Genomic DNA, 23974 nt, shown 5'->3' with positions numbered 1-23974 from the left:
CCAAGGGTGGTCGGTGGGCCCGAGAGGGCCGGGGGCGCTCGGCGCGGGTCAGGCTCCGGGGAGCAGACCGGCCAGCCGGCGGGACAGCGCGATGGTGGTCAGGGAGGGATTGGCGGCGCCCAGCCGGGGGAAGACGGCCGGGCCCGCGGCGTACAGGCCGGGCAGGTCGGTGAAGGCGTGCCCGGTGTCCAGCAGCCGGCCCAGCGGCAGGCTGCCGCCCTCGTGGTCCTCGGTGCCGAGCAGGCTGGACCAGGTGCCGGGCCGGCCGGCGGACTGCCGGCGGGTCCGCTCGGGCAGCACCCGCGTGTTGTCCCGGTCGGTGTCGCCGAAGGCGGTGAACTCCAGCGGGGCCGCGGCCACCCCCAGCTCACCGGCCGCCGCCGCCCAGAACTCGCCGAGCAGCTCCCGCTGTCCGGCGATCATCTTGTGGTCCTCGGGCAGCAGCGCGGTCCGGACCCGGGCCCGCCGCTCGGGATCCCCGGCCGGCGGGCACTCCACCACGCTGTCCTCGTTGGGCAGTTGCTCCCCGGTGACCCGTACGTCCAGCAGGGCCAGGCCCTCCCCCTCGGCGTGCACGTCCATCCGCAGATAGGAGCGGAGCACCGGGTCGGCCGGCAGGTGGTAGGAACCGGGCGGCGGCAGCCGGTCCGCCGGCAGCCGCACCACGAAGCCCTGCACGATGTGGTCGGCGAGCCCGCCGAGCCGTCCGCCGGGCAGGGCCCCCGCCTCGCCGAGGGCGCGGGCGGCCAGCCGGGTGCTCTCCACGGTCCCCGCGCACAGCACGACCCGGTCGGCGGCGACGGTGGCCACCGAGCCGTCGGCGGAACGCACCCGGACCCCGCGGGCCCGGCCCTCGCGCACGTCCACGGCGAGCACCTCGGTCCCGCAGCGGACCCGGACCCCGGGCGGCGGGGCGGTGGATCCGTCGGGCCGCCGCCAGGCGTCCAGCGCGGTGTACGCCTCCCAGCGGTCGGTGCCGGGCAGCCGCCGGCAGGCCCGGGGCAGCGGGCGGAACTCCCGGCCGCCGAACGGCGTCCGGTCGGGCTGTGCCGGGTCCCACAGGCTGCCGCCGCTCCATGCGGTGAGCTGCGCGGTGACCCGGTCGTACCAGGAGGGCCCGCCGCCGCTGCCGGCGGTCAGCTCCGCGACGATGGCGGCGGGCCAGTCGGGCGCCCGCAGCGCCCAGTCCTCCAGCGGGAGCACCACCCCGTGCCAGTAGAGGGAGCGGCCGCCCAGCCGGCGGCGCAGCCCGGATATGCCGGTGTAGTGCGGGGGGTGCGCGGACCGCCACGGCCGGTGGAAGTGCGGGTCCCGCTCCGGCGCGAAGACGATCTCCGTCGCGGTGGCCTGGGGGTGGGCCAGATGGATGTGGGCCAGGTCCTCGCCGGGGCCCTCCTCCAGCAGCAGGACGTCCTCGGCGCCCCGGTCGGCGAGCGCGGCGGCGAGTTCCACGCCCGCGAGCCCGCCACCGGCGATCACGGTGCCCGCGTGCCGGGGCAGCGGGGACGGGCGGGACGGACGGGGCCCGTCGGCGTGCGCTTGGGGACTTCCGGACATCACTGACTCCCTCGCCCAGTCGGCCGGTTCGCCGCAGCGTACCCAGCCGTTCGACTGGGTGAGTTCCTCGGTCGAACACCTCCGGGTGCTGTGGCGTACGGCTGGCGGGAGTGCGTAAATTCCGGTCTCATCCGCCGCGTTCTCGAAATCGAGGGAAATCATGGGTAATGCACTTGCGATCTCCGGTGGCCCCCGCCTGTCCGACCGTGAATGGCCACGCTGGCCACAACCGGGTGAGCGTGCGCTGAAAAGCCTCGAAGACGTCCTGACGAGCGGCCGCTGGACCATCAGCTGCGCCTATCAGGGCCGGGATTCGTACGAGCGTCAATTCGCCTCCGCATTCGCGGACTACTGCGGTTCGCCGCTGTGCGTGCCGATATCCACGGGAACCGCCTCGCTGGCCATCGCGCTGGAGGCCTGCGGGGTCGGCGCCGGCGACGAGGTGATCGTCCCCGGGCTCAGCTGGGTGGCCTCCGCCTCGGCCGTGCTCGGGGTCAACGCCGTGCCCGTGCTGGTGGACGTCGACCCGGACACGTACTGCCTGGACCCGGCGGCCGTGGAGGCCGCGATCGGCGACCGGACCCGGGCGATCACGCTGGTGCACGCCTACTCGGCGGTCGCGGACCTGGACGCGCTGCTGGAGATCGCCCGGCGGCACGGACTCCCGCTGATCGAGGACTGCGCGCACGCCCACGGCGCCGCCTACCGCGACCGCCCGGTGGGCACCCACGGCACCGCCGGGGTGTTCAGCATGCAGGGCAGCAAGCTGCTGACCTGCGGCGAGGGCGGTGCGCTGATCACCGGGGACACGGAGATCGCGATCCGCGCCGAGCACCTGCGCGCGGACGGCCGGGTGGTCCGCCGGGACCCGGTGGCCGTGGGCGAGATGGAACTGGAGGAGACCGGCCGGCTGATGGGCAGCAACAACTGCCTCTCGGAGTTCCACGCGGCCGTGCTGCTCGACCAGTTGGAACTGCTCGACGAGCAGAACGCCCGCCGGGTCCGGGCCGCCGACCACCTCACCGACCGGCTCGCCGGCCTCGGCATGACCGCCCAGGCGACCTCGCCGGGGACCACCGCCCGCGCCTACTACCGCTACATGGTGCGGCTCCCCGACGAGGTGCTGGCGGTGGCCCCGGTGGACCGGATCGCCCACGCCCTCACCGCCGAACTGGGCTTCCCGGTGTCCCAGACCCACCGGCCGCTCAACGACAACCCGCTGAACCGTCCCGCCTCCCGCCGCCGGTTCGCCACCGACCCCGGCTATCTGGAGCGGGTGGACCCCTCCCGGTTCGACCTCCCGGTCGCCAAGAGCGTCCACGACAGCGTGGTGAGCTTCGGCCACGAGGTGCTGCTGGCCCCGCTCGACGCGATCGAGGACATCGCCCTGGCGTTCCGGAAGGTCCTGGACCACCTCCGGGAGGTCCCCCGCTGAGCGGGGGTCACCTCAGGTACGGCAGCGCGTAGCCGCGCAGGGTCGTGCCGAGCCGGTCCGCGAGGACCTCCGGGGTCGACACGTGCAGGGTGGGCATCCCCAGCGCCGCCCCCACCCGCAGCACCGGCACACGGTCGTCGATGAGCAGGGTCTCGGCGGCCGTAGCACGGCATCCGCGCAGGGCCTCGGTGAAGAACGACAGCGCCGGCTTCACCCGGCCGGTGCGCCAGGAGGAGCACAGGGTGTCGAAGAGCCCGAAGTGCCCGTGCTCCCGGTCCTTGATCCGGTCCCAGTGCTCCGCCTCGTTGTTGGTGAGGACCACCGAGAGCTCCGGCCGCCGCTCCCGCAGTTCGCGCAGCACCCGGAAACTGTCCCCGTAGGCGCGCACACTGTCCAGATAGGCGCGGTCCAGCCAGGCCGCCTCCCGCGGACCCGGGTCGGCGGGGGCCCCTCCGTCCGCCGCGAGCCCGGCGAGCACCCGGTGCACATGGCTCTCCCCGCTCTCGTACACGGGCGCCGACTCCTCGACCCGGCGGGCGAACTCCGCGCGGTCCACCCCGTAGCGGTCGGCGACCCGGTCGAGGAAGTCCGTCTCCTCGTTGATGTTGTTGTAGAGCACCCCGCCGGCGTCCACGAACAGGGTCCGGATCACGGCGAACCCCCCGCCAGCAGGGGCGCGTAGCAGCCGCCGTCGGTGCGCGCCAGGGCGGCGAGCATCCGGTGGGACTCCCAGTCCCGGTACGCCTCCCGGCCCGGCTTGGCCAGCTCGCGCTCCAGGCCCCAGGTCTCCAGCAGGACGGAGTGCCCGATCAGCAGGTCGATCTCGGCGTCGGTGCGCAGGTGGGGGCGGGCCAGTTCACCCACCGCCTCCCTCAGCAGCTCCCGGTCCGCCGTCTCCGCCGCCGTCCGCTCCGGGCGGCCGGGGGTGCGGTCGCCGGGCGCGTAGGCCGTCTTGACCAGCTCGTTGACGTCCAGCTGCACCGGTGCGAGGACGGCGAACTCGAAGTCCAGCAGGGACACCACGTCGGTGCCGTCCCAGAGGGCGTTGACCGGGGAGAGGTCCCCGTGGTTGAGGACCCGGGGGGCGCCGGGCAGGGCCGCCCAGTGGCGGTCGAGGGCGGCGCCGAGCCGGGCGTGCTCGGGGCCGGTGAGGACCCCCGCGGCGTACAGCCGGCGCAGGCCGGCCGCGCCCTCGTCCGGGTCCTGCGGGTAGAAGGGGTTGCGGGGGCGGACCACGTTCTCCACGGCGGCCGGGTCGGTGCCGTGCGCGGCGCGGGCCCGGGCCCACAGCCGGCGGATCGCGGCCACCCGCCGGGCGCCGTCCAGGCCGGGCCAGGCCCGGTCCAGGCTGCCGGCCGGGATCTCGCGGGTGACCACCCATTCGTAGCCGTCGGTCTCGCCGGTGTCGAGCACCGTCGGGTAGCCCACCTCGGGGGGCAGCAGCCGGGCCAGCCGGGTCTCCCGCACCAGGTCCTGGGCGGCGGCGGAGCCCGCGACGCGGACGGCGATGCCGCCGCCCAGCCAGGTGGCGTTGGTCCAGCCCGCCGCCCGGCGGGCGGTGCCGAAGGGCACGCCGTGCTGCCGGAAGACCCCGGCGGCCACGGCGGCGGTCCGCGCGGCGTGGGCCGCGCGGTCCGCTCCGGTCGTGGTGCCGGTCATCCGTGGGCCATCAGCCGCAGTGAGACGACCAGCCGCAGCGGGTCGGGTCCGCCGGGCAGCCGGAGCAGCGGCGGCACCTCGTGCCACATCCGCGGGCCGAGCAGCCGGGCGTCGCCGTCGCGGTCGTAGAGCGGTTCCAGATAGCCCTGGCGGAGGATCCGCATGGAGCCCACGGTGTCGTAGCAGAGCGGGAACTGGAGGTTGAACCGGTCGAGGTCGGTGTCCTCCTCGGCGCCGTGCGGGCCGATGTAGTCGCCCTCCCGGTAGGCCAGCAGGAACACCCGCTCGTAGTGGAGCTTGCGGCCGGTGATCTCCTCGACCACGGGCAGCAGTTGGGAGGCCGCGTGCTCGGCCCAGTCGAGCAGGCCGTGCTCGCGGAAGACGGTGGTGACGCGTTCGGTGTGCTCGGGGGAGTCGGACTTGGCGTCGATGCGCAGCATGCGGAAGCCGTAGCCGAGCGAGCCGCCGTCGGAGGCGTGCTCCTGTGCGTCGAGCACCGGCTCGGCGCTGAGCTGGTGGTACGCGGACAGGGCCGCGGCCCGGAGCGCGGTCACGTCGACCACCTGCGGTAACTGGGCGCACCGGTGGGCGGAGTAGTGGTCGCGGAGCCCGGCGGTGCCGAGGTCGGCGGCGGAGGTGCGGAACCGGTCGGTGGTGAGCTTGGGGAGGACGGAGTCGGTTGCCACGGGAACCCCTCTTTCACGGATGGGTGGGCACGGTGGGTTTCGCGGGACGGCGCGTGCGGGGCCGGGGGTCAGGCGGTGCCGAGCACCATGAGCCGGCGGCTGCTGACGGTGAAGGTGCCGCCGGTCTCGTCCATGACCCGCGCGTGGGAGAACCCGGCGGTCCGGAACCACTCCAGGATCTCGGGCGCGGTGAACATGCGGACGCTGTAGCGGGCCCGCTCCACCTTGTCGTCCCGGATGGTGATCTTCTCGGCGTAGTAGCGGCTGGCCTCGGCGTCCAGTTCCTGGATGTCCACGGCCATGTCCGCTCCGCGGCGCAGGATGTCGACGTGCATCTCGTGGTTGGCCAGCACGCTGGGAATGTGCCGGTACGGGGAATGCATATCGAGCAGGAACCGGCCGCCGGGACGCAGTGCGCGGCGATATCGCCGCAGGATGTCCCGGTCGGTTTCGTCGTCGAAGTATCCGAAGGAACTGTACCAGGAGACGGCGGCGTCGAACTCTGCGGAAAAAGACATCTCCCGCAGGTCGACATGGCGGTAATCCACCTTGACGCCTTTTTCCTCGGCTTCTCGGCGGGCCATCGAAAGGAATCGCTCGTCACGGTCGATGCCCACGACCCGATAGCCCTGACCAGCCAGTACGTTGGCATGGCGGCCGTGCCCGCAGGGCGCGTCCAGCAGGTCCGTCCCCGGTTCGAATCCACCGAGTTCGACCATGCGCGCCACTTCCTTCCCACTCAGTTCCGGAGTGAGGTCGGGAAGGTCGAAATAGTCGTAGTCGTCGCCGAAAAGTGCGTCCCAATCCACATGCGGCTGCTTCGGTTTCATAATGCCCAGGCTAGGACCGGGGCCGTGTCGGCCGCAATATGTCCATTCGCCGTCCGGACGCTTTTCGCTATTCGCCCTGCCAGGCCCGCCACAATGCGGCGTAGACGCCGTCCGCAGCGAGGAGTTCCTTGTGGCTGCCCAGTTCGGTGATCCGGCCCGACTCGACCACGGCGATGCGGTCGGCGTCCTCGGCGGTGTGCAGCCGGTGCGCGATGGCGATGACGGTGCGGTCCCCGAGCACGGCGGCCATCACCCGCTCGGTGGTGCGGGCCGTGGCCGGGTCCAGCAGCGCGGTGGCCTCGTCGAGCACCAGGGTGTGCGGGTTGGCGAGCACCAGCCGGGCCAGGGCGATCTGCTGGGCCTGCGCGGCGGTGAGCTCGTGGCCGGTGGATCCCACCGGGGTGTCCAGGCCCTCCGGCAGTGCCGCGGCCCAGCCGGCCGCGCCGACCACCTCCAGGGCCCGGACCGCCTCGGCGGTGTCGGCGTCCGGCCGGGCCAGGGTGAGGTTCTCCCGGAGGGTGCCGCGGAAGATGTGGTGCTCCTGGGTGACCAGGGCGATGCGGCCGCGCAGTTCGTCGGTGCCCAGCTCGACCAGCGGCACCCCGCCGACCCGTACGGTGCCGGAGCCCGGGTGGTAGATCCCGGCGAGCAGCTTGCCCAGGGTGGACTTCCCGGAGCCCGACGGGCCGACCACGGCGAGCCGTTCGCCCGGTGCCAGGTCCAGGTCGATGCCGTGCAGGACGTCCAGCCCGGGCTCGTAGGAGTAGGTGACCGCCCGGGCGGTGAGCTCCTGGCCGGCCGGCCGGGCCCCGGTGGGCTCCCGGTCGGCGGGCAGCTTGCTCACACCGAGCACCCGGGCCAGCGAGGCCGAGCCGATCTGGAGCTCGTCGGTCCAGCTCAGGATGTCGTCCAGCGGGAAGATCAGCTGGCGCACGTAGAGGGTGGAGGCGACGACCTGCCCCAGCGACGCCAGGTCGTGGGTGTAGAGGTAGCCGCCGATGGCCAGGGTGGCCACCAGCGGTACGGCGTAGCTGAGTTCCACCGTCAGGTACCAGGAGCTGCGCAGCCACATGGCGTGGTGCTCCGCCCGGTAGGCCTCCGCGAGATCCCGGTCGAGCGCCTTGCGGCGCCACTGCTGGAGGCCGAAGGCCTCGGCCGTACGGGCCCCCGGCACCGTCTCGGCGAGGCTGTCGCCCAGCGCCACGTAACTGGCCCCCCGCCTGCGGTAGGCGGCACCGGAGCGGCGCAGGTACCAGCGGGTCCCCAGCCACAGCAGCGGGACCACGAGCAGGCTGGGCAGGGCGGTGAGCGGTCCGACGAGGATCAGCGCGCCGAAGGTGAACACGCAGGTCAGTGTGGCGATCAGGGTTTCCGGGGCGGCATAGCGGACGGTGTTGGTGAGGGCGTCGGTGTCCCGTGAGGCGCGGGTGAGCAGATCGCCGGGGTCGGCGTCCTCCACGGTGGACAGCGGCAGCGCCACCACCCGGTCGACGAAGTCCTCCCGGACCTCCGCCGTGATCTTCTCGCCGAACCGGCAGGACCGCTGGACGGCCCAGTAGGTCAGCGCGGCCTGGGAGACCAGGGACACCAGCAGGCCGAGACCGATCAGGTCCACGGTGGCGGTGGTGTTGCCGTCGGCCACCCCGTCGATCAGCCGCCCGATCAGCCAGGGGGCGATCAGCGCGCACACCGCGGCCAGTCCGTGCAGGGTCAGCATCCAGCCGAGGTCGGCGCGGTGCCGACGGGCCAGGGCGCGCGCGTGCCGGCGCACTTCGCCCGCGTCGGCGACGGGCAGGGTGGTCCGGCTCATGCCACGGGCCCTTCGCCGAGGAGACCGGGGGCGGTGGCGGTGGCGGGTGCACCGGCCGATGCGCCGGCCGGTCCGGAGATCACGGCGGCCTCCCCTGGCGCCCCCGTCTCCCCCGTCTCCCGCATCTCCCCCGTCTCCCGCTGGATGACCAGCCGGTACCGCGCGCTGCTGCCCAGCAGCTCCCGGTGGCTGCCGGTGGCCGCGATCCGCCCGTCGGCGAGGAACGCGACCCGTTCGGCGTGGTCGAGGAGCAGCGGGCTGGCGCTGACCAGCACGGTGGTGCGGCCCTCCCGGGCGGCCCGCAGCCGGCGGCCGATCCGGGCCTCGGTGTGCGCGTCCACGGCGGAGGTCGGATCCACCACGATCAGCACGTCGGGATCGGCGAGCACCGCCCGGGCCAGCATCAGCCGCTGCCGCTGACCGCCCGAGAAACGCCCTCCGTCGGCCGTGATCTCGGTGTCCAGGCCATCCGGCAGCACCTCGACGATGTCCTCCGCGGCGGCCACCCGCAGCGCGGCCCGCACCTGCTCGTCGGAGGCCCGGCCGTGCGGGTCCAGGCTGTCCCGCAGCGGGCCGCGGAAGAGCCGGTAGCGGCTGTCGACCACCAGGATGCGCTCGCGCAGCTGCCCGGTGTGCAGCTCGGCGAGCGGCAGCCCGGCGTAGCGGACGGGCCCCTCGGTGTAGCCGGCCAGCCGGTCGGCCAGGTGCACGCCCTCCGCCGAGGGCGCGACCACCGCGAGGAACGAGCCGGGGGCGACCGCCAGCCCGCTGGTCTCGTCCACCAGTTCCTGCCCCTCGGCGGGCACCGGCCGCCGCCCGTCCGCCCCGTCGGCGGACCCGCCCGGCCCGCCCGGCCCGCCCGGCCCGCCCGTGCCGTCCGGCCCGGCCGGCAGCGCCAGCACCGCGACCACCCGGCGGGCGGCCACATGGGCCCGGGCGAACCGGTCGGCGGTGTCGGTGCAGATGGCGATGGGTTCGATCAGGAACGCGGCGTACGCGTAGAAGGCCACCAGCTCCCCGGCGCTCACCGTGCCGTTCAGCGCGGCCCGGGCACCGATCCAGGTGACGGCGGCGACCAGCAGACCGGGCAGCAGCACCTGCACCGCGCGGATCAGCGCCTCCGCTCCCGCCACCTCCACACCGGCCGCGCGCACCCGCTGGGAGCGCTCGCGGTAGGAGCGGGCGAAGGAGGTCTCCCCGCCGACCCCGCGCAGCACCCGCAGCCCCACCACCACATCGGTGAGCCGGGAGGTCAGATCGCCCTGGAGCTCCCGGTAGGCGCTCTGTCTGCGGTGCAGCGGGCGCAGGGTGTAGCCCATCACCAGGATGATCAGGGGCAGGACCACGATCAGCATGAGGCCCAGGGACGGGGACTGGTCGAGCAGCACGAAGGCGACCAGCAGCATGGACACCAGCGCCCCGAAGGCCCGGCCGAAGATGTCGAAGGCGTTGCCGATGGTGGTCATGTCCGAGGTGCCGACGCTGACGAGCTCCCCGTCGTCCACCCGCCGCTCCAGCCCGGCACCGAGCCGGCCCGCGTGCCCCACCACCAGCTGCACCGTACGGAAGCCCGCGGCCAGCGCGTTGTGCATGCTCAGCCGGCGGCGGACCGTACCGGACACCGCCTGCACCACGCCCAGGGCCAGCAGTACGGCGGACCACCGGAGCACCGCCCCCATGTCCCCGGGGACCAGTCCCCCGTCGATGGCCTCGCGGACCACCACCGGTACGAGCGCCTGCGAGCCGAGCCAGAGCACACCCAGCAGGGCGGCCGCGGCCAGCGGCCAGGCGATGCGGCCCGCGAGCCACAGCAGGTACCGGGAGGGGGAACGGAACTCGGGATTTCCTGCATCTGCGACGGGGAGCGGGCGCATTGCGCGAACGTATCGCGATCTCCGGACGGTCGGTCAACCCGGCCGGCCGGTGCGCGCGGACGCCCGGTCGACCACGGCGTTCCCCGTTCGACTGCTGACGGTCGGCAGTCGAAGGCCCCCGGGACCGCCCGGGACGATGTTGCCCCTTCTCCGGTCACCGACCTAGCCTCGCGCTTCCATGAGACGCTTCGACGGGTATCGGAGATTCGCCATGCAGATTCGTCCCACCGTTCGGGCGGGCAGCCGATGATGATCGTCGACACCGCGCTGCGCCGGCGCGCGGAAGAGGGCCGGCCGATACGCGTAGGCATGGTGGGCTCCGGGTACATGGGGCGGGGTCTGGTGCGGCACATCTCCACCTCGGTCCCCGGAATGCGGGTGGCCGCCATCTCCAACCGCAATCCGGCCAACGCCGAACTCGCCTATACCGCGGCCGGACTGGCCCCGCTGCGGGCCGACACCGCACAGGCGATCTCGGCGGCGGTGGCCCGGGGCCGGCCGGTCGTCACCGAGGACCCGTTCGCCCTGATCGACGCGGAGGGCATCGACTGCCTGGTGGACGTCACCGGTGCGGTGGAGTTCGGCGCCCGGATCACCGTCGCCGCCATCGAACGGGGCCTGCCGGTGGTGACCATGAACGCCGAACTCGACTGCACCGTAGGCCCGTTGCTGGCCCACCGGGCCCGCTCCGCCGGAGTGGTCCTGACCGGCGCGGACGGCGACCAGCCCGCCGTCCAGGCCAACCTCCTCCGCTTCGTCCGGAGCCTCGGCGTGACCCCGCTGGTGGCCGGGAACGTCAAGGGCTTCCAGGACGAGTACCGCACCCCCACCACCCAGCAGCCGTTCGCCGACCGCTGGGGCCAGAACGTCCATATGATCACCAGCTTCACCGACGGCACCAAGGTCTCCTTCGAGCAGGCCATCGTCGCCAACGCCTTCGGCTTCACCGTCCCCCGCCGCGGCATGTACGGCCGCGACCACAGCGGCCACATCGACGAGCTCACCCAGATGTACGACGTGGACGAACTCCGCGCCTCCGGCGGCATCGTGGACTACGTGGTCGGCGCCAAACCCGCCCCCGGCGTCTACGTCCTGGGCACCCACGACGACCCCGCCCAGCACGCCTACCTGGAGCTCTACAAACTCGGCCGCGGCCCCCTGTACAGCTTCTATACCCCCTACCACCTGTGCCACTTCGAGGTGCCGAACACCGTGGTGCGCGCGGTGGACTTCGGCGACGCCGCCCTCACCCCACCGGCCGGCCCCCATGTGGACGTGGTCGCCAAGGCCAAACGCGACCTCCCCGCCGGCACCGTCCTGGACGGCATCGGCGGCTACGACACCTTCGGCGTGGCCGAGTCCCACGCCGCCACCCGAGCCGAGGACCTGCTCCCGATGGGCATCTCCGAGGGCTGCGTCCTGCTCCGCCCGCTCCCCAAGGACTCCGTGATCGGCTACGCCGACGTCGCCCTGCCCCCCGGCCGCCTGGTCGACACCCTCCGCGCCGAACAGAACAAACTCTTCCCCGCCTAACCGCCCACCCACCCCCGGACAAGCAAAAGCCCCAGGTCACGGCGAGTGAGTCCTGGGGCTTCCACAGAGCCGCCTTCGGGATTCGAACCCGAGACCTACGCATTACGAGTGCGTTGCTCTGGCCAACTGAGCTAAGGCGGCAAGCCGCGCAGACAGTCCTCCCGCAGGGGAGGGCTCTCATGAGCAGCGGCGCTAAGTCTACAGGGTCGGCCGGAGTGCCCCGGACCGGAGGGGACGGTCCGGGCTGGTCAGCAGGTGGTGCCGTTCTTCGGTGCGGTGCCTTCCAGGAGGTAGCGGTTGATCGCGGTGTCGATGCAGTCGCTGCCGCGGCCGTACGCCGTGTGGCCGTCGCCGTCGTAGGTGAGGAGGACCCCGGAGTCGAGCTGGGAGGCCATGGCCTCGGCCCACTTGTACGGGGTGGCCGGGTCGCGGGTGGTGCCGACCACCAGGATCGGGGCGGCGCCCTTGGCGTGCAGGGGGCGGGCGGTGCCGGTGGCCTTGGCGGGCCAGTAGGTGCAGTTCAGGGCGGCCCAGGCGAAGCCCTTGCCGAAGACCGGGGAGGCCTTCTCGAAGGAGGGGACGGCTGCCTCGGCGGCGGCCGGGCCGTTGAAGGCGGAGGGCTGGTCGAGGCAGTTGACGGCCGCGTTGGCGGGCATCAGGTTGGCGTACTTGCCGTCCGGGTCCCGCTCGTAGTAGCTGTCGGCCAGGGCCAGCAGGCCGGCCCCGTCGCCGTCCATGGCCTGGGTGATGGCCTCGCGCAGCTGCGGCCAGGCGCTCTCGTCGTACAGGGCCGTGATCACCCCGGTGGTGGCCAGGGCCTCGCCCAGCGGGCGGGCGGCCTCGCCGGTGGGCACCGGCTGGGCGTCGAGCTTGGCGAAGAAGTCCTTCAGCCGTCGGCCGACCTCCTCCGGGGTGCCCTGGCCGAGCGGGCAGTCGGGCTGCTTGGCGCAGTCCTGGGCGAAGGAGCGGAAGGCCGTCTCGAATCCGGCGGTCTGGTCCCGGTTGAGGTCCACGGCGGTGCGCGCCGGGTCCAGGGCGCCGTCCAGGACCAGCCGGCCGACCCGGTCGGGGAAGAGGTCGGCGTAGGTGGCGCCGAGGAAGGTGCCGTAGGAGGCGCCCACGTAGTTCAGCTTCTCGTCGCCGAGGATCTGGCGCAGCAGGTCCATGTCGCGGGCGGCCTCCACGGTGGAGACGTGCGGCAGCACCCGGCGGGATCGTTCCTGGCAGGCGCCGGCGAACTCCTTGAACGCGGCGACGAGGCGGTCCTGTTCGGCCTTGTCGTCGGGGGTCTGGTCGACCTGGGTGTAGGCGTCCATGCGCGGTCCGGTGAGGCATTCCACGGGGGCGCTGCGGGCCACTCCGCGCGGGTCGAAGGACACCATGTCGTACTGGGCGCGGACCGGGGCGGGGTACCCGATGCCCGCGTACGCCTGGAGGTATCCGATGCCGGAGCCGCCGGGTCCGCCGGGGTTGACCAGCAGGGAGCCGAGTCGTTTGCCGGGGCCGGTGGCCTTCTTGCGGGCCACCGCGATGTCGATGTCCTGGCCGGATCCGGGGTCGGCGTAGTCCAGCGGGGCCTTCATGGTGGCGCACTGGAACCCGGGCACACCGCAGTCCCGCCACTTGAGCTTCTGCTCGTAGTACGGGCGGAGCGCGGCGGCCGCGGCCGCGCTGCCGGAGGGGCTGGCGGGGCGGGCGGTGCCGGGGCCGCCGGAGGACGCCGAGGCCTTGGGGGCGGGCCCACCGGTGGTGCAGCCGGAGATCAGCAGCCCGGCGGCCGCCATCACGGTCCCGGTGGTGCGCAGCAGACGACTGGTGTCCATTCCCGGAGCCTACGTCCTGCCGGGCCGGCGGGCCCGATCATGGCCGGTCGGTGGCCCGGCCGGCCGGTGCTCGCCACCCGCTCGGCGCGGCCGACCGCCCGTACGGGTGAGCCGTCAACCGGCCGTGTACGGGACGGCCGAGCCGCGGCGGGCCGGAGCCCCGGCCGGACGGAGCTGCCGGACGGAGCTGCCGGGCGGGGTCAGCCGGCCCGCAGGGCCATGGTCATGGCCTCCACCGCGAGCAGCGGGGCCACGTTCCGGTCGAGGGCGTTCCGGCAGGCGATGATCGCCTCGATACGGCGCAGGGTCCGCTCGGGGCCGCCGGAGCGGGCGATCCGGTCCAGGTCGGGCCGTATCTCCTCGTTGGCGAGGGCCACCGAGGTGCCGAGCTGGAGGGCGAGCACGTCCCGGTAGAAGCCGGTGAGGTCGGTGAGGGCGAGGTCGAGGCTGTCGCGCTGGGTGCGGGTGCGGCGGCGCTTCTGCCGGTCCTCCAGTTCCTTCATGACCCCGGCGGTGCCGCGCGGCATCCGGCCGCCCGTACCGGCGCCGGCGCCGAGCGCGGCCCGGAGGTCCTCGGTCTCCTTGACGTCGACCTCCTCCGCGACCTGTTTGGCGTCCTCAGCGGCGGTGTCGACGAGTTCCTGGGCGGCCTTCAGGCAGGCGCCCACGTCGTCCACCCGCAGCGGCAGCCGGAGCACGGCGGCCCGCCGGGAGCGGGCCCGCTCGTCGGTGGCCAGCCGGCGGGCCCGGCCGATGTGGCCCTGGGTGGCGCGGGCGGCCGCGGCGGCGGTGGCCGGGTCGATGCCGTCCCGGCGGACCAGCACCTCGGCGACCGCCTCCACCGGCGGGGTGCGCAGGGTGAGGTGGCGGCAGCGGGAGCGGATGGTGGGCAGCACGTCCTCCAGGGAGGGCGCGCAAAGCAGCCACACGGTGCGCGGGGCGGGCTCCTCGACGGCCTTCAGCAGGACGTTCCCGGCGCCTTCGGTGAGCCGGTCGGCGTCCTCCAGGACGATCACCTGCCAGCGGCCCACGGCCGGTGAGAGCTGGGCCCGGCGGACCAGTTCCCGGGTCTCCTTCACACCGATGGAGAGCAGGTCGGTGCGGACGATCTCCACGTCCGCGTGGGTGCCGACCAGGGTGGTGTGGCAGCCCTCGCAGAACCCACAGCCCGGGGCGCCGCCGAGGGCTCGGTCGGGGCTGGTGCACTGGAGGGCGGCGGCGAAGGCGCGGGCGGCGGTGGCCCGGCCGGAGCCGGGGGGCCCGGTGAACAGCCAGGCGTGGGTCATCCGGGAGCCGGTGAGCGGCGGGCTCTCACCGGCGCCGATGGCGGTGACCAGCGCGTCGGCGTCCCGCGCGGCGGCGGCCAGCTGCGTCTGGACGCGGTCCTGCCCCACCACGTCGTCCCACACCGTCATCCCGCCGCCACCTCCCGGTCGTACCCGTCGCCGTGCCTGTCCGCCGCCACCCGCCGTGCCTGTCCGCCGGGCCCGGGTCCGTCCGGTCCATTGTGGCGCCTGGCGCCGACAACGGGTGCCGGCACCCTCGCGCGCGGGCCGCGGCGGGTCAGCGCCGGCGGCGCGGGTCGCCGTCCTGTTCGTCCTCGTCCCGGCGCGGGCCGAGGAGTTCGTCCGCGAGGGTCGGGAGGTCGTCGAGCGGGGTCTCCTCCGCCCAGTCGGAACGGCGCCGCGGCGCCCGTCCCCCAGTCCCGGTCCCGGTCCCGGATCCGGTCCCCCGGGCTGCCGGGTTGCCGTCGGCGTCGAGCACCGGCAGCTCCCGGGTGGCGTCCTCGCCCCGCCCGGAGGACGCGGAGGACGCAGAAGACGCCGAGCGCGCGGAGGACGCAGCGGGCCCGGAGTCCCGGAAGATCCCCGGCGGCACCCGGTCGGTGGGCCGCTCCCCCGGACGGACCGGAGGCAGTACGGAGGTCTCCGCGGCCGGGTCGGTCCCCCGTACGGGAGGCAGCACGGCCGTCTCCTCCGCCGCACCGGCCGGACGCACCGGCGGCAGCACGGCGGTCTCGTCCGCCGCCGCCGCACCGGCCGGGCGGACCGGCGGCAGTACGGAGGTCTCGGCCGCCGGGTCGGACCCGGGGACGACCTTGGGGACGGGCACGGTCTCGGTGACGTCGTCCGGCTTGAGCAGCCGCCGGTCGGACCCGGTGGCGACCATCGGGGTCTCCACCGTCACGTCCTCCTCGCCCTGCGGAACCCGCGGACGCCCGCCCGCCGGGGCGGCAGCGGCGGCCTGAGCCGAGGCGGCCTGAGCGGCGGCGGCCTGTGCCGCCGCGGCCTGAGCTGCGGCCGCGGCCGCGGCGGCCGCCTGAGCGGCCGCCAGCCGGCGCGCCTCCTCCGCCTTCAGCAGGGCCTCTTCGGCCCGCCGCTGCTTCTCCCGCCGCTTCTCCTCGGCCTCGGCCCGCACCCGGGCCTCCTCCTCGGCCGCCAGCCGCTGGCGTTCCTGCTCGGCCCGGCGGGCCTTCTCCTCCGCCTCGGCGCGCAGCCGTTCGGCCTCCAGCCGGGCCCGTTCGGCCTCGGCGGCCAGCCGCTCCTCCTCCGCCTTGCGGGCGGCCTCGGCCTCCGCGCGGGCGCGTTCGGCGGCCTCGGCGGCGAGCCGCTCCTCCTCGGCCTTCCGCTTGGCCTCGGCCTCGGCCGCGATCCGGGCCGCTTCTTCCTCGGCCTTCCGCCGGGCCTCTTCCTCGGCCTTCCGCTTGGCTTCCGCTTCGGCCTGCCGTCGGGCTTCCTCGCGGGCCTGGATCTCGGCCTCGGACAGGGGCAGTATCCGGTCCAGCCGGTGCCGGACCACCGTGGTGACGGATTCCGGTTCCTGTCCGGCGTCGACCACCAGATAGCGCCCGGGGTCGGCGGCGGCCAGGGTCAGGAATCCGGCGCGGACCCGCTGGTGGAACTCCACCGGCTCCGATTCCAGCCGGTCGGGTGCCTCGGTGAACCGCTCGCGGGCGGCCTCCGGGGACACGTCCAGCAGCACGGTCAGGTTCGGCACCAGCCCGTCGGTGGCCCAGCGGGAGATGCGGGCGATCTCGGTCGGCGACAGGTCGCGGCCGGCGCCCTGGTAGGCCACCGAGGAGTCGATGTAGCGGTCGGAGATGACCACCGCGCCGCGTTCCAGGGCGGGCCGGACCACGGTGTCCACGTGCTCGGCACGGTCCGCCGCGTAGAGCAGGGCCTCGGCGCGGTTCGACAGGCCGGCCGAGGACACGTCGAGGAGGATCGAGCGCAGCCGCTTGCCGACCGGGGTGGCGCCGGGCTCGCGGGTCACCACGACCTCGTGTCCCTTGCCCCGTATCCAGTCGGCGAGTGCCTGCACCTGGGTGGACTTGCCGGCTCCGTCGCCGCCTTCCAGGGCGATGAAGAAGCCGGTGCCGGACAGGGCCGGGCCGGGCTCGCCGCCGCGCAGCGCTTCCTTCAGGTCGCGGCGCAGCGGGACCCCGCCGCGGTCGTCGGCGCGGGCCAGCACGGTCACCGCGACCGGCAGCAGCAGGGCGCCGACCAGCATCAGGGTGAAGGCTGCGCCGCCGTGCGCGAAGACGACCTCGGAGCCGCCGAGGCGGTGCGGGCCGATCAGGGCGGCGAGCGCGGGCGCGACGACCGCGCCGACCGCCACGGCGACGCGGACCACGGCCTGGAGGTGTTCGGTGACCCGGTCCCGGCGGAACTCCTCGGTCTCCTGGTCGATCAGGGTGTGTCCGGCGTTGGCGGCGACCCCGGCGGCGACTCCGGCCAGCACGGCCAGGAACAGCACGGTGGCCAGGTCCGGGACCAGGCCCATCAGCAGCAGGGCCAGGCCGGTGGTCGCTATGGCCAGGGCCAGCAGCCGGCGGCGGGAGAGGCCGGGCAGCACCTTGCCGGCCTGGCCGGCCCGGATGCCGGCGGCGGTGCCCGCGCTGAGCGCGAGGACCAGCAGGGCGAAGCCGGCCGGGCCGCCGCCCAGGTCGAAGGCGTGCAGCGCCGAGACGGCCACCGCGCAGGCGATGGCCCCGGCGACGGCCGCGCAGGCCAGCACCAGCAGCGGGATCGCGCCGGTGCGGCCCTTCTCCGGACGGTCGCCGTCCTTGGGGGCCCGCAGCCCCTCCAGCGGGGAACGCGGGCGGGGCGTCTTCGCGTCGGGCAGCACCAGCGGCAGCAGCAGCGAGACGGAGGCGGCGAACAGTCCGGCCGCCACGTAGGAGCCGAAGGCGGCCCGGTTCTCCGCGAACCAGTCCACGCCCAGGCCGAGGGCCTCCCCGATCAGGGTGGCGGTGAGCAGTACGGCGGCGGCCGCGGGCAGCGCGCCGAACGAGGTGCGCAGGGACAGCCGGCGCAGCGCGTCGAGGTGGTCGGGCAGCGGCCGTACGGTCGCCCCCTCGGGCGGCGGCTCGGGCAGCAGGGCGGGGGCGGCGGACTCCTTGGCGAGGATCCACAGCCGTTCCGCGATGCCGGCCAGGAAGACCGTGGCGAGCAGCGCGATCAGGGCGTGTTCGGGGATCCAGTCGATCCAGAGCGGGGCGACCACGAACAGGGCGAGCCGGAAGCCGTCCGCGCCGATCATGGTCCAGCGGCGGTCCAGCCGGCCGCCGTGCTCCCGTGGTGCGAGCAGCCCGGCCAGCGGGCCCAGCAGCACGGCGCCGAAGAGCAGGGTGGCGAGGATGCGGACGGCGAAGACGGCGGTGACGGCGAGGGCCGCGCCCCGGTAGCCGCCGCCGAAGGCGGCCTGGCCGACGGCCGCCTGGAGGGCGAGCAGGACCAGGACCAGCAGGGCGAGGGCATCGCCGATCCCGCTGACCAGCTGGGCGCTCCACAGCCGTCGGAGCCGGGGCGTGCGCAACAGGGCGCGCACCGCCCGTTCGCGGGAGTCCGCGGCCAGGGCTTCGTCGTAGGTGGGGTTCACGGGGTCCTTCCCGGACGGCACGACCGTCGGCTGCTCGGCTCGCGTCATCCGCCCAGCCTATCCGCTGCACCCGCCCCGCCGGGGGTCGAGGACCGGGCCGGAAAGCGCGGACGCCGCGCCGGACCGCCGAAAGGCGTCCGGCGCGGCGTGGTGCGCGCGGGTTCGTCGCGGGCCGTCCGGCCCGGACGGCTACTCCTCGACGGCGGCCGCGGCGGCCGTCTTCTTGGCTGCGGCGGTGGTCTTCTTGGCCGCCGTGGCCGTGGTCTTCTTCGCGGCCGTCTTCTTGGCCGCCGTGGCGGTCGTCTTCTTCGCCGCCGTCTTCTTGGCGGCCGTGGCGGTGGCCTTCTTGGCGGGCGCCTTCTTGGCCGGGGCCTTCTTCGCCGGGGCCTTCTTGGCGGTCTTCTTCGCCGGTCCCTTCGCCCGCTTCTCGGCGAGCAGCTCGTAGCCACGCTCGGGGGTGATGGTCTCGACGTCGTCGTCCCGGCGCAGGGTCGCGTTGGTCTCGCCGTCGGTGACGTACGGGCCGAACCGGCCGTCCTTGACGACCACCGGGCGCTCGCTGACCGGGTCGGTGCCCAGTTCCTTCAGCGGCGGCTTGGCGGCCGCCCGGCCGCGCTGCTTGGGCTGGGCGTAGATGGCGAGGGCCTCGTCCAGGGTGATCGAGAACAGCTGGTCCTCGGTCTCCAGGGACCGCGAGTCCGTGCCCTTCTTCAGGTACGGGCCGTAGCGGCCGTTCTGGGCGGTGATCTCCACGCCCTCCGCGTCCGCGCCGACGACCCGGGGCAGGGACATCAGCTTGAGCGCGTCGGCGAGGGTGACGGTGTCCAGGGACATCGACTGGAACAGCGAGGCGGTCCGCGGCTTCACCGCGTTCTTGCCGGTCTTCGGGGTGCCCTCGGGCAGGATCTCGGTCACGTACGGCCCGTAGCGGCCGTCCTTGGCGACGATCTGGTTGCCGCTGACCGGGTCCGCGCCGAGCGCGAACTCGCCGCTGGGCTTGGCGAAGAGCTCCTCCGCGTACTCCACGGTCAGCTCGTCCGGGGCGAGGTCCTCGGGGACGTCGGCCCGCTGGTGGCCCTCCGCGTCCTTCTCGCCGCGCTCGACGTACGGACCGTAGCGGCCGACCCGGAGCACCACTCCGTCGCCGACCGGGAAGGAGGAGATCTCCCGGGCGTCGATGGCGCCGAGGTCGGTGACCAGTTCCTTCAGGCCGCCGAGGTGGTCGCCGTCGCCGTTGCCGGCGGCGGAGGCGTCCTTGACGGCCGCGGCCGCCTCGCCGCCGAAGTAGAAGCGCTTCAGCCACGGCACGGACTGGGCCTCGCCGCGGGCGATGCGGTCGAGGTCGTCCTCCATCTTGGCGGTGAAGTCGTAGTCGACCAGCCGGCCGAAGTGCTTCTCCAGCAGGTTGACCACGGCGAAGGACAGGAAGGAGGGCACCAGGGCGGTGCCCTTCTTGAAGACGTAGCCGCGGTCCAGGATGGTGCCGATGATCGAGGCGTAGGTGGACGGGCGGCCGATCTCGCGCTCTTCCAGCTCCTTGACCAGCGAGGCCTCGGTGTAGCGGGCCGGCGGCTTGGTGGAGTGGCCGTCCGCCGTGATCTCCTCGGCGGTCAGCGCGTCGCCCTCGGCGACCTGCGGCAGGCGCCGCTCGCGGTCGTCGAGCTCGGCGTTCGGGTCGTCGGCGCCCTCCACGTAGGCCTTCATGAACCCGTGGAAGGTGATCGTCTTGCCGGAGGCGCTGAACTCGGCGTCCCGGCCGTCGGAGGCCCGGCCGCCGATCTTCACGGTGACCGAGTTGCCGGTGGCGTCCTTCATCTGGGAGGCGACGGTCCGCTTCCAGATCAGCTCGTAGAGCCGGAACTGGTCGCCGGTCAGTCCGGTCTCGGCCGGGGTGCGGAAACGATCACCCGAGGGGCGGATCGCCTCGTGCGCCTCCTGGGCGTTCTTGACCTTGCCCGCGTAGACCCGGGGCTGCGGCGGCAGGTAGTCCGCCCCGTACAGCTGGGTGACCTGGGCCCGGGCCGCCGTCACGGCGGTCTCCGAGAGGGTGGTGGAGTCGGTGCGCATGTAGGTGATGAAGCCGTTCTCGTACAGCTTCTGGGCCACCTGCATGGTCGCCTTCGCACCGAAGCCCAGCTTGCGCGAGGCCTCCTGCTGGAGCGTGGTGGTGCGGAACGGGGCGTACGGGGACCGCCGGTACGGCTTGGACTCGACCGAGCGGACCGCGAAGGAGGTCTCGGCGAGCGCGGCGGCCAGGGCGCGGGCGTTCGCCTCGTCCAGGTGCAGCACCTCGCTCTTGAGCTGCCCGGTGGAACCGAAGTCGCGGCCCTGGGCGACCCGCTTGCCGTCGACCGTGTTGAGCCGGGCGACCAGCGAGGACGGGTCGGAGGCGTCGCCGGCGCGGCCGGTGGCGAAGGTGCCGGTCAGGTCCCAGTACTCGGCGGAGCGGAAGGCGATGCGCTCGCGCTCGCGCTCGACGACGAGCCGGGTGGCGACGGACTGGACGCGGCCGGCCGACAGCCGGGGCATGACCTTCTTCCACAGGACCGGCGAGACCTCGTAGCCGTAGAGGCGGTCGAGGATGCGGCGGGTCTCCTGGGCGTCGACCATGCGCTGGTTGAGCTCGCGCGGGTTGGCCACCGCGTCCCGGATGGCGTCCTTGGTGATCTCGTGGAAGACCATCCGGTGGACCGGGACCTTGGGCTTGAGGACTTCCTGCAGGTGCCACGCGATGGCTTCGCCCTCGCGGTCCTCATCGGTGGCGAGGAAGAGTTCGTCGGACTCGGCCAGCAGCTCCTTGAGCTTCCTGACCTGGGCCTTCTTGTCCGCGTTGACGACGTAGATGGGCTGGAAGTCGTGCTCGACGTCCACGCCGAGCCGGCGCACCTCACCCGTGTACTTCTCGGGCACTTCCGCCGCGCCGTTGGGGAGGTCGCGGATGTGCCCGACGCTCGCCTCGACGACGTATCCGGGGCCGAGGTAGCCCTTGATCGTCTTCGCCTTGGCAGGGGACTCGACGATGACGAGTCGGCGGCCGCCCTTTGCGGTCTCGCTAGTCGGGGACAACTTGGTCTTCTCTCCGGTCGGCACTCGGTCGCAGTACGGCGACGCTGCGGAGTGTGACGGTACAACCCGCCCCCGTGTCAAACGGCACAAGCCCGCAACGGCCACTCGAACGGTAACCCGACTAGTGCCATTCGTGCCGCCCGGATGCCGCGCACGGCACGTCCCGGTGGCCGGCCCGGACCGTCCGCGGGCCGTCCGGCAGGGCCCGCGGGGCCGCCCGCTCCGTCCTCGGCCGGGTCTGCGGGAGGGCCCCGGCGGAATCCGTCAGAGCCGGCCGAGACACCAGGCGCCGAGGGCCAGCGAGAGCAGTGCCGACAGCAGTGCCAGCGGGAGCGCGACCCCGGGGCGCACGCCTTCGACGACGGGCGCGCGATGCAGTGCGCGCGCCCCCGTCCATGTCAACAGAGCGGCTCCGAACAGCAGGAACACCGTGGCCGCGAAGATCGCCGGAACGCCGTCCATGCCGCACCCCTTCCCCGGAGCCGCTCCCGGAATCCCCCCGGATCCCGTCTGCGGGCGAGCCTGGCAGCCGTTCGGGTACGGCGGGCGAATCCCCGGTGAACTCAGCGTTCCGGAGTGCCCCCGAGGGCGGCCGGCACCAGGAATCCCTGCTCCACGAGCAGCCGGATCGCCTCCGGGGTGCGGTCCCGCAGCAGCACCGGGTCCTCCTGCACCAGGTGGGCGATCGCGTCCAGGATCCGGCCGGCGCTGAGTGAGCCGTCGCACACTCCGGCGAAGCCCGCGCCGACCGTGTCCACCTTGGTGGCCCGCCGCATCCCGCGGTTCTGCCGCAGCACCACGTGCTCCGGGTCCTCCGCGCCGGGCGCCCCGACCTGCTCCTGCACCACTTCGGCGGTCAGCAGGAAGTAGCCCTCCAGCAGGGCGGCGTCATCGTGCTCGCGCAGATAGTCCTGGCGGGCGAAATGGGCGCGTACGGTCTCGCCGAGCGGCTGCTCCACCGGGTGCGGCCACTCCTCGACCACGATCGAGGGCTCGGCCGCGTCGCTGCGCCGCAGGGCGATCCAGCCGAAGCCGACGGCCTTGGTCCCGCGGGCCTCGAACTCGTCCAGCCAGTCCTCGTAGTGCTGCCGGTACGCCGCCGGGTCCGCCCGGTGGTCGCCGGCGTCCCGCAGCCAGAGCTCGGCGTACTGGGTGACGTCCTGCACCTCGCGCTGCACGATCCAGGCGTCGCAGCCGCGCGGCACCCAGGACCGCAGCCGGTCCCGCCAGTCCTCGCCCTCGACGTGCTGCCAGTTGGCCAGGAACTGCGCGTAGCCGCCGGGGTTGAGGTGGTCGCCGGACTGCTGGACCAGGGTGCGGCAGAGGTCGTCGCCGCCCATTCCGCCGTCCCGGTAGGTCAACCGGGCGTTCGGGGAGATCACGAACGGCGGGTTGGAGACGATCAGGTCGTACCGGGCGTCGCCGACCGGCTCGAACAGCGAGCCGGCCAGGAGCTCGGCCTCGGGGGCGCCCGACAGGGCCAGGGTGAGCCGGGTGAACTCCAGGGCCCGCGGGTTGACGTCGGTGGCGGTGACCCGGGTGGCGTGCCGGGACGCGTGCAGGGCCTGGATGCCGGATCCGGTGCCGAGGTCCAGGGCCGTGCCGACCGGGGTGCGGACGGTGATCCCGGCCAGGGTGGTGGACGCGCCGCCCACACCGAGCACCACGGCCTCCTCCTGGCTGCCGATGCCGCCGGCCCCGCCGACGGCGCAGCCCAGGTCGGAGACGATGAACCAGTCCTCGCCGTCGTCCCCGCCGTACGGCCGCACGTCGACGGTGGCGTGCACCTCGTCGCCCTCGCGGCGCAGCCAGCCGTCGGCCAGCGCCTCCTCCACCGGCAGGGCGGCGGCCGCGTGCACGTACGGCACCGGCTGCTGCAGCAGGAACAGCCGCACCAGGCTCGGCAGCGGGCCGTCGCCGCGGGTGGCCCGCAGCGCGGGCACGGTCTCGCTGCGGGCGAGGGCGGCGTACGCCGGCGCGCCGAGCAGGTCCAGGAGTCCGTCGGCGGTGAAGCCGGCGGCGAGCAGGGCGGCACGCAGGGCGGCCGCGCGGTCGGGGGAGGGAAGGCTGCGGGTACTCACCCGCCCATTGTGTCGGCTGCCGCCGCCCTCCGGTGCGACCGCCCGGGCACGGGCCCGGACGCGGCGGGGCGGGGCCCGAGGCGGCGGAGCGGGGCCGGACACGGCGGAGCGGCCGGGATCCGGTGGGACCCCGGCCGCTCCGGGTTCTGCCGTCGTCCGGTTTCGCCGGTCAGCTCTGCGCGGGCGAGGGCGTGGTGATCTGGCAGGCCGGCTGCTCGGCCATCGGCTTGTCGAGGCCTCCGGCCTTCAGCGTCTCCTTGGCCGCCTTCTCCTCGTCGGCGACCTTGTCCAGGCCGGTCGACAGGTCCTGGAGACCGGTGGCGAACTTCGCCTGGTCCTGGGCGTCGAGCGAATCGATCTTCGTCTTGAGTTCGGCGTAACCCTGGGAGGTGGTGTCGAACCCCTTGGCGGCCGCCTCGACGGTCTCCTTGCCGTTCTCCACCGGGGCCTCCCCGGCTCCGCGCAGCGCGGCACTGATCGACTTGAAGGCGTCGGACATGGTCTGGAAGGCCGCGGAATCGGTCTTCTGGACCTCCTCGGCCTTGCTGCTCTCGGTGGCCACCCGCTTGATTTCGAGCTTGGCGTCCTCGATCTTCTTGTACTGGGGCTGCCACTGGTCGCAGACCTTCTTGGCCCAGTCGCTGGCCTTCTTGTCACTGTCGTCGCCGCAGCCGGACAGCACGAGCATCAGCACCGCACCGCCGGAGACCGCGGCCGCAAGCTTCTTGTTCACCGGATT

16 protein-coding genes and 1 tRNA gene are annotated in these 23974 nt (G+C 73.9%); 2 read left to right on the top strand and 15 right to left on the bottom strand.

Annotation, left to right across the window (positions count from 1 at the left end; genetic code table 11):
* Positions 1-48: 48 nt before the first annotated feature.
* Entirely contained in the window at positions 49-1557 is a 1509-nt protein-coding gene (locus ACZ50K_RS17955; protein ID WP_468903754.1) for a GMC family oxidoreductase, read from the bottom strand.
* A 160-nt stretch (positions 1558-1717) separates the two neighbouring features.
* Between ACZ50K_RS17955 and ACZ50K_RS17950 the strand changes: the two genes are divergently transcribed.
* The gene (locus ACZ50K_RS17950) at positions 1718-2992 is read left to right on the top strand and encodes a DegT/DnrJ/EryC1/StrS aminotransferase family protein (RefSeq protein WP_468903751.1); all 1275 of its coding nucleotides are present in this window, start codon (positions 1718-1720) and stop codon (positions 2990-2992) included.
* Between the two features lie 7 nt (positions 2993-2999).
* On the opposite strand, the gene ACZ50K_RS17945 is transcribed toward ACZ50K_RS17950, so the two are convergent.
* From ACZ50K_RS17945 to ACZ50K_RS17920, 6 genes are all read right to left on the bottom strand, one after another.
* Positions 3000-3644, bottom strand: coding sequence for an HAD family hydrolase (locus tag ACZ50K_RS17945; protein WP_468903749.1), 645 nt, complete (start codon positions 3642-3644; stop codon positions 3000-3002).
* Entirely contained in the window at positions 3641-4651 is a 1011-nt protein-coding gene (locus ACZ50K_RS17940; protein ID WP_468903747.1) for a phosphotransferase, read from the bottom strand. Before ACZ50K_RS17940 ends, ACZ50K_RS17945 begins: the two co-directional genes overlap by 4 nt.
* Positions 4648-5337 (bottom strand): StsF protein, encoded by a 690-nt coding sequence (locus ACZ50K_RS17935; protein WP_468903744.1) that lies wholly within the window; start codon positions 5335-5337, stop codon positions 4648-4650. The genes ACZ50K_RS17940 and ACZ50K_RS17935 overlap by 4 nt, the downstream gene beginning before the upstream one ends.
* Before the next feature lie 68 nt (positions 5338-5405).
* Positions 5406-6167 carry an SAM-dependent methyltransferase gene (locus ACZ50K_RS17930; protein ID WP_468903742.1) on the bottom strand — a complete coding sequence of 254 codons (762 nt, stop codon included), beginning with the start codon at positions 6165-6167 and terminating at the stop codon, positions 5406-5408.
* 67 nt (positions 6168-6234) lie between these two features.
* Positions 6235-7977, bottom strand: coding sequence for an ABC transporter ATP-binding protein (locus ACZ50K_RS17925; RefSeq protein ID WP_468903740.1), 1743 nt, complete (start codon positions 7975-7977; stop codon positions 6235-6237).
* Positions 7974-9851 carry an ABC transporter ATP-binding protein gene (locus ACZ50K_RS17920; RefSeq protein ID WP_468903737.1) on the bottom strand — a complete coding sequence of 626 codons (1878 nt, stop codon included), beginning with the start codon at positions 9849-9851 and terminating at the stop codon, positions 7974-7976. The genes ACZ50K_RS17925 and ACZ50K_RS17920 overlap by 4 nt, the downstream gene beginning before the upstream one ends.
* A 246-nt stretch (positions 9852-10097) precedes the next feature.
* On the opposite strand from ACZ50K_RS17920, the gene ACZ50K_RS17915 reads away from it, so the two are divergent.
* Positions 10098-11384 carry an NAD(P)H-dependent oxidoreductase gene (locus ACZ50K_RS17915; protein ID WP_468903735.1) on the top strand — a complete coding sequence of 429 codons (1287 nt, stop codon included), beginning with the start codon at positions 10098-10100 and terminating at the stop codon, positions 11382-11384.
* Positions 11385-11451: 67 nt separating this feature from the next.
* On the opposite strand, the gene ACZ50K_RS17910 is transcribed toward ACZ50K_RS17915, so the two are convergent.
* The 8 genes from ACZ50K_RS17910 to ACZ50K_RS17875 all read right to left on the bottom strand — a co-directional run bounded on the left by ACZ50K_RS17910 (position 11452) and on the right by ACZ50K_RS17875 (position 23968).
* A tRNA-Thr gene (locus ACZ50K_RS17910) sits at positions 11452-11525 on the bottom strand.
* Positions 11526-11632: 107 nt separating this feature from the next.
* Positions 11633-13207 carry an alpha/beta hydrolase gene (locus ACZ50K_RS17905; protein ID WP_468903733.1) on the bottom strand — a complete coding sequence of 525 codons (1575 nt, stop codon included), beginning with the start codon at positions 13205-13207 and terminating at the stop codon, positions 11633-11635.
* 200 nt (positions 13208-13407) lie between these two features.
* Positions 13408-14622, bottom strand: coding sequence for a DNA polymerase III subunit delta' (locus tag ACZ50K_RS17900; RefSeq protein ID WP_468903731.1), 1215 nt, complete (start codon positions 14620-14622; stop codon positions 13408-13410).
* Positions 14623-14770: 148 nt separating this feature from the next.
* A complete protein-coding gene (gene tmk, locus ACZ50K_RS17895; protein WP_468903729.1) occupies positions 14771-18136 on the bottom strand; it encodes a dTMP kinase in 3366 nt (1121 codons plus the stop codon).
* A gap of 141 nt (positions 18137-18277) precedes the next feature.
* Positions 18278-21154, bottom strand: coding sequence for a type I DNA topoisomerase (gene topA, locus ACZ50K_RS17890; RefSeq protein WP_468903727.1), 2877 nt, complete (start codon positions 21152-21154; stop codon positions 18278-18280).
* A gap of 264 nt (positions 21155-21418) precedes the next feature.
* Complete coding sequence (locus ACZ50K_RS17885) at positions 21419-21616, bottom strand: hypothetical protein (RefSeq protein ID WP_468903725.1); 198 nt, start codon at positions 21614-21616, stop codon at positions 21419-21421.
* A 101-nt stretch (positions 21617-21717) separates the two neighbouring features.
* Positions 21718-23235 (bottom strand): DUF7059 domain-containing protein, encoded by a 1518-nt coding sequence (locus tag ACZ50K_RS17880; RefSeq protein ID WP_468903723.1) that lies wholly within the window; start codon positions 23233-23235, stop codon positions 21718-21720.
* A 169-nt stretch (positions 23236-23404) separates the two neighbouring features.
* Positions 23405-23968: a small secreted protein gene (locus ACZ50K_RS17875; protein WP_468903721.1), complete on the bottom strand. Its 564-nt coding sequence runs from the start codon at positions 23966-23968 to the stop codon at positions 23405-23407.
* Positions 23969-23974 lie beyond the last annotated feature (6 nt).

Source organism: Streptomyces sp. NPDC033845 (assembly GCF_055576225.1).
Note: the sequence above shows the minus strand (reverse complement) of the source record. Positions and strands in the feature narration are given on the sequence as shown.